Raw genomic sequence first — 9349 nt, 5'->3', positions numbered from 1 at the left:
ACGCCCATTCGGCGTGCCTACTCGGCGCGCTTTGTTTGCGGCACCCAGGCACCCAGGTTGCGCGTATGAGTCGCGCGGTTGGATGGTGCTCCTAGTTTGCACGCCTAGGGTGCGCACCCAGGTTGCGCGACTGGGCTGTGCACCTGGATGGTGCAGCAAGGTGTGCGCACCTAGGTTGTGCACCGGGGTGGCGGGCCTAGGTTGCGCGCTTAGGTAGCGTCTCTGCCGGAGGTTAGTCGTTGGTGTGGAGCTGAACCTGCTGGGTATCCGGGTCGTAGGTGATGTAGCCGCCTTCGAAGTCGACGCGGACGGCCTTGCCACCGACGGAGTATTGGTTCGTGGTCGGCATGCCCAACTGCTGAGCGTTGTCACCCTCGGCCCAGGCCTTGGCGATTTCGCCTACCAGGGCATAAGCCTGCGAGTTATCGCCCGAGGAGAGCACGACGCCGTTCTCGAAGAGCTGGTAGAACGTATCCTGATCCAGCACCTCGAGTCCGCCCTGCGGCAGGCCCAGCAGAGGACCGAAGGCGTTGAGGATGGAACCCCACGACTGCTGAAGCGCCGGGTCGCCCAAGAAGCTAACGACCTTCGAGATGATCTCGGGCACCTGCCCCAGGGTCAGGCCCTCGACGACTTCCTGGTCCTTGTCTGGCACCGTCAGGGCGCCGCCGGTAATCGCCAGGCCGGCGACGGCGGCGGCGATGGTGGCGGCGGCCTGGATGTCGGCGGTCGACATCGAGGACCCGCCCACAGAGAACTCGAGCGGCGCACCAGTATCGCCCGGGCCCGCGTTTCCACCGTTACCGGAACCACCGGCATTGCCAGAATTACCGGAATTGCCGGAGTTGTCGGTTGACGGGGCGGGCGACGACGGCTGGTAACTACCGCCGCTCTTCACTGCCTCGTATTTCTGGTGCGCGTTGGAGCGGATTTGGTTCCAGTACTTCATCGTCCGGTCACCCGGGCACGAGGTGTAGTGCAGATCGTTGTGGCCGTGGAAGGCGGGCACGTTGGCGGTGGTGCCGGCGGGGAACTTGGAGCCGCTGAAGCCGCCGGAGTACAGGCCGACGGATTTGCCGGCCGGATCGAAACCGGAGATGGCGGCCTTCCAGCCGGCGATCTCGGAGACGGAATTAAGCATCGGCTGGGTGGGCTCGGTGGTCGAGTAGTTGCCGATCATCGAAATGCCCCAGGTATTCGAGTTGAAGCCGCCGACATGGGCGCCCTGGACGGCTTTGTCCAGCCCGCCGTAGCGGCCCTCGTAGATGGTGCCGTACTTGTCGACCAGCGCGTTGTATCCGATGTCGCACCAGCCCAGCGTCTGGGCGTGGTAGCTGAAGATGCCGCGGACCTGGGCGGCTGCCTGGGCACGGGTGTAGTTGTTGCTACCCGCGGTGTGGTGCAGGGTCAGCGCCTTGACGCGATCGTCGTAGGTCGGGCCCTGGCAGCGAATGCCTTCATTGGCACCCCAGCCGGCGCGGGAAACTACCTGCGGCGCCCCGTTGGAGGCGAAGGCAGTCGGCTCGATGCCGCCTTCCTGCGCGTTGCCGTCGATGAAGACGGCGTTCAGATCTGCGGCATCGATGCCCGCGGACTGGTCGATCGTCTCGGCGACGGGAGCGATATCGCCGTAGTTGGTCGGCAGCGGGCTCGTGGTTTTCTTGGCCGAGGCCGCAGGGGAGCTGTCCGCGTCGTTTTCCGCGGACGGGGCGGGGTTGGCCTGGCCGCCGGCCTCGGCGACTTCCTCTTCGGACGGGGCGCCGAGGTCGACGTTGCCGACGGAGACCTGGACGGCCTTGGTCTCACCGATGAAGATGAGCTCCGTGCCGTTGGTGCCGCCGGTCTCGATGCCCAGTGGCTCGGTGTCGTACCACTCGCCCCAGGTGCCGTCGGCAAGCTGCGGGCGCACGAAGGCCGCGAGATCCTTGTCGCCGCCTTCCCAAGTCAGTGCGAACTGGGAGAAGGGCTTGTCCTGGTGAAATTCTTTCACGGCCCGGGGGCCGCCCTGGCCGCCCTGGGCGGCAATGGCCGGGTCGTCGACGACGACGGTCTCACCGTCGCCGAAGTTCGCCTGGCTGGTGGTGGTCTCGATGGGCCCGCTACCCGCAGATTGGGTATTCAGGATGTCGTTGCCGGCGAAAACTGCGGCAGCAACCACAGACACCGAAGCGATGATGGCCACGACCGGGGTGGCCCACTTCGACTGCGTGGGGACAAGTCGACGTCGTAGTTGCACTGGTAATTCTCCCTAAAATTGTGGTGCCTGCCGGGCCTAGGGGTGGCGGCAAGCATCAGTCAGATCTGAGTCCGCAGTAAAGCATAGTAAACAATTGGGAAAAATGATACCCGAGTGACAAATGTGACGAGAGGGAACAGTGCGGCGCGCCGTTTTCCCGTGTGGCAGACCTGCCGGGCCGGCGGGGCTCCTTTAGGCTAGGAGGCATGACTGACTATGACCTCATTATCGTTGGATCCGGTTTCTTTGGCCTGACAATCGCGGAACGTGCGGCCTCGCAGCTGGGCAAGAAGGTGCTCATCGTCGAGCGCCGCAACCACCTGGGCGGCAACGCCTACTCGGAGCGGGAGCCGGAAACCGGCATCGAGGTGCATAAGTACGGCGCCCACCTGTTCCACACCTCCAACAAGCGCGTGTGGGACTACGTCAACCAGTTCACCGACTTCACCGACTACCAGCACCGCGTGTTCGCCATGCACGACGGCACCGCCTACCAGTTCCCGATGGGCCTGGGCCTTATCAACCAGTTCTTCGGCCGCTACTACAGCCCCGACGAGGCCCGCCAGCTCATCCAGGACCAGGCCGGCGAGTTCGACCCGAAGGAGGCCAAGAACCTGGAGGAGAAGGCGATTTCGCTCATCGGCCGCCCGCTGTATGAGGCCTTCATCAAGAACTACACCGCCAAGCAGTGGCAGACCGACCCGAAGAACCTGCCGGCGGCGAATATCACGCGCCTGCCGGTGCGCTACACCTTCAACAACCGCTACTTCAACGACACCTACGAGGGCCTGCCGGTCGAGGGGTACACCGCCTGGCTGGAGAACATGGCCTCCCACGAGCTCATCGAGGTGCGCCTGGATACCGACTGGTTCGACGTGCGCGACGAGTTGCGCGCGGCCAACCCGGACGCGCCGGTGGTCTACACCGGCCCGCTGGACCGCTACTTCGACTACGTCGAGGGCGATCTGGGCTGGCGCACTCTGGACTTCGACATGGAAGTCCTGAACACCGGCGACTTCCAGGGCACCCCGGTGATGAACTACAACGGTGCCGACGTGGACTACACCCGCATCCACGAGTTCCGTCACTTCCATCCCGAGCGCGGCGATGCCTACCCCAAGGACAAGACCGTCATCATGAAGGAATACTCGCGCTTTGCCGACAAGGGCGACGAGCCCTACTACCCGATCAACACCCCAGAGGATCGGAGCAAGCTGGAGGCCTACCGCAAACTCGCCGCGGCCGAGGCCCGCGAGAACAAGGTGCTCTTCGGCGGGCGCCTAGGCACCTACCAGTACCTGGACATGCACATGGCTATCGGCTCGGCGCTGTCGATGTTCGACAATAAAATCGCGCCCTACTTCAACGACGGCAAGCCGTTGGAGCAGGAGCGCGGCCACTAGGAAACTAGCGGGTTTTACAGGGCGGGGGACTGGCCGGCATCGTCCTGCCCGCTGACGCGGTAGAGGTGCTCGTTGACGAATTCGCCCACACCCCAGCGGGCCAGCTCGCGGCCGTAGCCGGAGCGGTTTTTGCCACCGAAGGGGAGGCCCGCGGCGGTCACGGCGTGCTCGTTGACGAAGGTCATGCCGTCGTTGAGGCGGGCGGCCACGGCGCTGGCCTGCTCCAGGTCGGTGGACCATACGGAGCTGGACAGGCCGTAGTCGGAGTCGTTGGCAATCGCGATGGCCTCCTCGACGTCGCGGGCCTTATAAATGACGGCGACGGGGCCGAAGATCTCGTTGCAGCCGATGTCGGCGTGGCGGTCGACGTCGGTCAGCAGGGTCGGCTCCATGTAGGCGCCGTCGCGGTCGACCTTGCCGCCGCCCACGCGGACGGTGGCGGTGCCGTCGGCGGCGGCCTTTTCCAGCCGCTCGACGATCTCGTCGCGGGCGCCAATGGAGCTCAGCGGCCCGATGTCGGCGCCATCGTCGTCGTAAGGCCCGACGGTCATGGCGCCGATCTTGTCGGTCAGGTACTCGACGGCGTGGTCGTAGAAGTCCTCCAGCACGATAAGTCGCTTCGGCGCGTTGCAGGCCTGGCCGGTGTTGTACATGCGGATGAGGGCGAACTGGTCGAGGACCCAGTCGAGGTTGGCATCGTCAAGCACGAGGAACGGGTCGTTGCCGCCGAGCTCGAGGACGGACTTCTTGTAGTTCTCGCCGGCGGTCTTGGCCACGGCGGCGCCGGCGGCCTCGGAACCGGTCAGGGATACGCCCTTGATGCGGTCGTCGGCGACAAACGCGTCCATCTGGGACCCGGAGGCATAGACGTTGAGGTAGACGTCCTGCGGCAGTCCGGCCTCCTCGAGCAGGTCCTGGCAGGCCTGGGAGGACAGCGGGCAGATGGAGGCGTGCTTGAGCACGATGGTGTTGCCCAGCAGCAGGTTCGGCGCGGCAAAGCGCGCGACCTGGTAGTAGGGGAAGTTCCACGGCATGATGCCCAGCAGCGGGCCCAGCGGCTCCTTGCGCACGAAGGTGTGGTTGGCGCCCTGGGCCGGCAGGTGCTCGTCGGCGAGTAGCTCGTGGGCGTGCTCGGCGTACCAGCGGTAGATATCCGCCACGATCTGGATCTCGGCCTTGGCCCAGCGGGTCAGCTTGCCCATCTCGCGGCCAATGTGTTCGGCCAGCTTATCGATGCGTTCTTCGTACAGGTCCGCAGTCCGTGCCAGGATGGTGGCGCGCTCGTCGATGCTGGTCGTGCGCCACTTATTAAAAGCGGCGGTGGAGCGGTCGAGGATGTCGTCACGGGCGGCATCATCGAGGCGGGGGAATTCTTCTTCGGAACGTCCGGTGTTCGGGTTCTCTAATGCAAAAGTGCTCATAGGGCCCTGTATAGCGCGGGCCGCGGGCTTCTTCAAGGGGGCTAGGATGGGATCATGGATGCGATTAATCACCCTCCCGTCAACGGCGAGGACAAGCCGGTGGTGCCCGTCTTCTTCGTCTCGGACTCGACGGGTATCACCTCGGAGGCCATGGGTAACGCGCTGCTCGTGCAGTTCCCGCACCTGACTTTTACGCGCACCACGGTGCCGTTTCTGGGCAGCTTGGAGGCCGCCCGGGAGCTGGTGGCCCGGCTGGATATGCAGGTCGCGGCCGGGCGCACCCCGCTGGTCTTTTCCACCGCGGTCGACGACGAGATCCGCGACTGCATTTTGAGCTCGAAGGCGACGGTCATCGACCTGCTGAGCGCCTACCTGGGCAGCGTCGAGCGGGCGCTGGGCACGACCAGCGTGCGCCGGGCCAAGCAGCTGCACACCTTGGCCGATAGCCAGCGCTACAACAGCCGCATGCAGGCCATCGAATTCGCCATCGAGCACGACGACGGGCAGTCCCTGCGCGCGCTGGAGCAGGCCGACATCATCCTGCTGGCGCCGTCGCGCTGCGGCAAGACCCCGACGTCGATGTACCTGGCGCTGCAACACGGCCTGTTCGCGGCGAACTACCCCCTGGTGGACGAGGACTTCGAGTCGACCGCCTTGCCGCGCCCGGTGCGTAAGTACCAGGATCGGCTGTTCGGGATCGTCACCAGCACGGAGCGCCTGTGCCAGGTGCGCAACGAGCGCCGGCCGAATTCGCGCTACGCCTCCCGTCAGCAGGTCAGCTTCGAGTTGCGCGGCGCGAAGGCGATGATGAAGGCCAATGGGATTCCTTACGTGGATTCTTCGACCAAATCTGTCGAAGAGATGTCTGCGATGATTCTGCAGTACCTATCCATAACGAGCGGTCGCTAGTGTGATTTTTACCCCCCGCGATTTCCGCCCGCGCAGGCCCACCCAGCGACTACAATGCTTGCCATCACGTACCCCGTTTAATACTAAGGATGCCTGAATATGAGCGATAATATTCGCTGGTTCTCCGAACTCGGAATGAACGACGTCGAGCAAGTGGGCGGCAAGAATGCCTCCCTGGGAGAGATGGTCTCCAACCTCGCCCGCCTCAACGTCAACGTCCCCGACGGATTTGCCACCACGGCCGACGCCTACCGCGCCTTCCTGACGGAAACACACCTGGACGAGCGGATCTCTAAGCTGCTCGAGGGGCTGGACACGGAGGATACGCGCCAGCTGGAGGCCGCCGGCAAGGCGATCCGCGCGGAGATTCTGGAGACGCCGCTGCCGGAGGGCATCGAGAGCGATATCCGCGCTGCCTACGACAAGCTGGCCGCCGAGTCCGGCGATAAGGCCAGCTTCGCGGTGCGCTCCTCGGCTACGGCGGAGGACCTGCCGGAGGCCAGCTTCGCGGGCCAGCAGGAGACCTTCCTGAACATCCAGGGCATCGACGCGGTCCTGGTGGCCATCCGCGAGGTCTTCGCCAGCCTCTACAACGACCGCGCGATCGCCTACCGCGTCCACCACGGCTTCGACCACGACGCGGTCGCCCTGAGCGCGGGCGTGCAGAAGATGGTGCGCTCGGACATCGGTAGCTCCGGCGTCATGTTCACCATGGACACCGAGTCCGGCTTCGACCAGGTCGTCTTCGTCACCAGCGCTTACGGCCTGGGCGAGGGTGTGGTCCAGGGCGCGGTCAACCCGGACGAGTTCTACGCTTACAAGCCGGCTCTGCGCGATGGCAAGCGCGCGGTGATCTCCCGCTCGCTGGGCGCAAAGGCGACCAAGATGGTCTACACCGACGACGCCAGCGTCGGCCGCACCACCGAGTTCGTGGACGCCCCGGAAGCCGACCGCGCGCGCTTTTCCCTGCAGGACGAGCAGGTAGAAGAGCTGGCCCGCCAGGCGCTCATCATCGAGGACCACTACGGCCGCCCGATGGACATCGAGTGGGGCCTGGACGGCGAGGACGGCCAGCTCTACATCCTGCAGGCCCGCCCGGAGACCGTGCAGTCCCGCCGCGGCTCGGTGCTGCAGAGCTTCAGCCTGCACAAGCGTGGCACCGTCGTGGCGGAGGGCCGCGCCATCGGGCAGAAGATCGGTGCCGGCAAGGTGCGCGTTTTCGACTCGCTGGAGCAGATGCACGGCTTCAACCCGGGCGAGGTCCTGGTCGCGGACATGACGGACCCGGACTGGGAGCCGATTATGAAGCGCGCCTCGGCGATTGTTACCAACCGCGGCGGCCGCACCTGCCATGCGGCGATCATCGCCCGCGAGCTGGGCATCCCGGCCGTCGTCGGCACTGGCGATGCCACCGAGGTCCTGGCCGAGGGCAGCGAGGTCACCGTCTCCTGTGCAGAGGGCGATACCGGCTACGTCTACGACGGCTCCCTGGACTTCGAGGTGACCGAGACCGACGTGGACCAGGTCCCGGAAATCGGGCCGAAGATCATGATGAACGTCGGCACGCCCGAGCAGGCCTTCGCCTTCTCCCGCCTGCCCAACGACGGCGTGGGCCTGGCGCGCCTGGAGTTCATCGTCAACCGGCAGATCGGCATCCATCCGCGCGCGCTGCTGGACTACCCCAACCTAGACGAGGAGCTCAAGTCCGAGGTGGAGATTCTGACCGGCGGTTATGACTCGCCGCGCGACTTCTTCGTCCAGCGCGTGGCGGAGGGCGTGGCCACCATCGCGGCGGCGTTTGCCCCGAACCCGGTCATCCTGCGTATGTCCGACTTCAAGTCGAACGAGTACGCCAACCTGCTGGGCGGCAACCTCTACGAGCCGCACGAGGAAAACCCCATGCTGGGCTACCGCGGCGCCTCCCGGTACGTCTCTGAGGAGTTCGCGGAGTGCTTCGCCATGGAGTGCGAGGCGATGAAGATCGTGCGCGAGGAGATGGGGCTGGAAAACGTCAAGATCATGATCCCGTTCGTGCGCACACCGGATGAGGCGCGCCGGGTGACCGAGGCCCTGGCTGCCAACGGTCTGCGCCGCGGCGAGAACGGCCTGGAGCTCATCATGATGTGCGAGGTCCCGTCGAACGCGCTTATCCCGGAGCAGTTCTTGGAGTATTTCGACGGCTTCTCCATCGGCTCGAACGACCTGACCCAGCTCCCCCTCGGCCTGGACCGCGACTCGGGCGTGGTCTCCCACGACTTCGACGAGCGCAACCCGGCGGTCAAGGTGCTGCTGGGTCGGGCCATCGAGGCCTGCCGGAAGCAGGGCAAGTACGTCGGTATCTGCGGCCAGGGCCCCAGCGACCACTCGGACCTGGCGGACTGGCTGGTCGAGCAGGGGATTAGCTCGCTGTCCCTGAATCCGGATACCGTGGTTGATACCTGGCTGCGCCTGGCGGAAAAGAAGTAGCGCGTACGCGGCATCGAAAGCGCCGTCGTTTCTTTGGGGAAGCGGCGGCGTTTTTGCGATCCGGCCCCCACTAAACATTTGGTTTAGGCCCATCATTTACATTTGCCCAACGATCTGCTAAGGTTAACGGCAGGTTAACTTTGAGGGAACAGAAGGTTCACTCGAGTGGTTGAAGACAATGAGTCTTCGCCGGAATAACAGGAAATCAGGTGAATAGCGATGATGAACAATAACCGAGTTTTTGACACCCTGCGCGAGGACCTGCACGCAGCGTTCGGGCATGCGCACAGCGCCGCGGCGATTGATGCCAAGCTGGACGAGGTCATCGCCAAGCACTCCGCCCGTGCGGTTTTGGACGAATTTGTCCCAGTCCTGGTGGAGCGGGAGGTCATGGAATACTTCGGCGAGCACCGCATCCACGTGCGTTTTACCGCCGGTGCCGACCACGCGCTGGCGGAGGCCGCCGTGGAGCTGACTAAGAAGCACGCCGGCGACGCCCTGCTGGTGGACGCCGCCGTCTCCCACCCGGAAAACGAGGACGCCGGCCACATGAGCCACGTCCTGGCCGAGCGGGGCTTAAGCGAGGGCCAGCCGCGCCACTTTGATGATGCCCGCACGGTCGCCATGCCGGACTTCATTGTCTACCTGGGCCGCGACGTTCACCGCGACGAGGCAGGCAAGGACGTCAAGATCTGGGACATCCTGCCGGCCGAGACGGTCGAGCAGACCCGGGAGCTGGCCGACGACCTAGAGGCCCGCGTGCTCTACATGCTGGGCAAGCTGGGCATCGATCCGGTAGACGAGAAGGTCGCCGTCGACGCCTAGGGCTCTCCTCGGGCACTCCTAGGACACTCCTAGGGCCCAACGGTGACCAAGCTTAGCCCCGCCGCCGCCCCGGGAAAACCGGGGCGGCG

General features: G+C 65.0%; 6 protein-coding genes. 4 read left to right on the top strand and 2 right to left on the bottom strand.

The annotated features are described in order from the left end of the window. Positions 1-232 precede the first annotated feature (232 nt). Positions 233-2236, bottom strand: a complete 2004-nt coding sequence (locus HMPREF3067_RS00630; protein ID WP_070767822.1) for an N-acetylmuramoyl-L-alanine amidase — start codon at positions 2234-2236, stop codon at positions 233-235. A gap of 206 nt (positions 2237-2442) precedes the next feature. On the opposite strand from HMPREF3067_RS00630, the gene glf reads away from it, so the two are divergent. Then, positions 2443-3639 (top strand): UDP-galactopyranose mutase, encoded by a 1197-nt coding sequence (glf, locus tag HMPREF3067_RS00625; RefSeq protein WP_070767821.1) that lies wholly within the window; start codon positions 2443-2445, stop codon positions 3637-3639. Positions 3640-3653: 14 nt separating this feature from the next. Here the strand turns inward: glf and HMPREF3067_RS00620 are convergent, their stop codons facing one another. Beyond that, positions 3654-5060, bottom strand: coding sequence for an NAD-dependent succinate-semialdehyde dehydrogenase (locus HMPREF3067_RS00620; RefSeq protein ID WP_070767820.1), 1407 nt, complete (start codon positions 5058-5060; stop codon positions 3654-3656). Positions 5061-5114: 54 nt separating this feature from the next. Here HMPREF3067_RS00620 and HMPREF3067_RS00615 point away from each other — a divergent pair, with 54 nt between their 5' ends. The 3 genes from HMPREF3067_RS00615 to HMPREF3067_RS00605 all read left to right on the top strand — a co-directional run bounded on the left by HMPREF3067_RS00615 (position 5115) and on the right by HMPREF3067_RS00605 (position 9260). After that, positions 5115-5969, top strand: coding sequence for a pyruvate, water dikinase regulatory protein (locus HMPREF3067_RS00615; protein ID WP_070767819.1), 855 nt, complete (start codon positions 5115-5117; stop codon positions 5967-5969). A gap of 99 nt (positions 5970-6068) precedes the next feature. Further along, positions 6069-8435: a phosphoenolpyruvate synthase gene (ppsA, locus tag HMPREF3067_RS00610; RefSeq protein ID WP_070767818.1), complete on the top strand. Its 2367-nt coding sequence runs from the start codon at positions 6069-6071 to the stop codon at positions 8433-8435. Positions 8436-8654: 219 nt separating this feature from the next. Beyond that, positions 8655-9260, top strand: coding sequence for a three-helix bundle dimerization domain-containing protein (locus HMPREF3067_RS00605; RefSeq protein ID WP_371259755.1), 606 nt, complete (start codon positions 8655-8657; stop codon positions 9258-9260). Positions 9261-9349: the final 89 nt, after the last annotated feature.

Origin of the sequence: Corynebacterium sp. HMSC04H06, from assembly GCF_001815935.1 — a bacterium.
In the GTDB taxonomy this organism is placed as follows: Bacteria; Actinomycetota; Actinomycetes; order Mycobacteriales; family Mycobacteriaceae; genus Corynebacterium.
Note: the sequence above shows the minus strand (reverse complement) of the source record. Positions and strands in the feature narration are given on the sequence as shown.

Excerpts from the sequence above, each read along its gene's own strand:
- glf (WP_070767821.1), top strand. The coding sequence starts at position 2,443 with ATGACTGACTATGACCTCATTATCGTTGGATCCGGTTTCTTTGGCCTG.
- HMPREF3067_RS00620 (WP_070767820.1), bottom strand. The coding sequence starts at position 5,060 with ATGAGCACTTTTGCATTAGAGAACCCGAACACCGGACGTTCCGAAGAA.
- HMPREF3067_RS00615 (WP_070767819.1), top strand. The coding sequence starts at position 5,115 with ATGGATGCGATTAATCACCCTCCCGTCAACGGCGAGGACAAGCCGGTG.
- ppsA (WP_070767818.1), top strand. The coding sequence starts at position 6,069 with ATGAGCGATAATATTCGCTGGTTCTCCGAACTCGGAATGAACGACGTC.
- HMPREF3067_RS00605 (WP_371259755.1), top strand. The coding sequence starts at position 8,655 with ATGATGAACAATAACCGAGTTTTTGACACCCTGCGCGAGGACCTGCAC.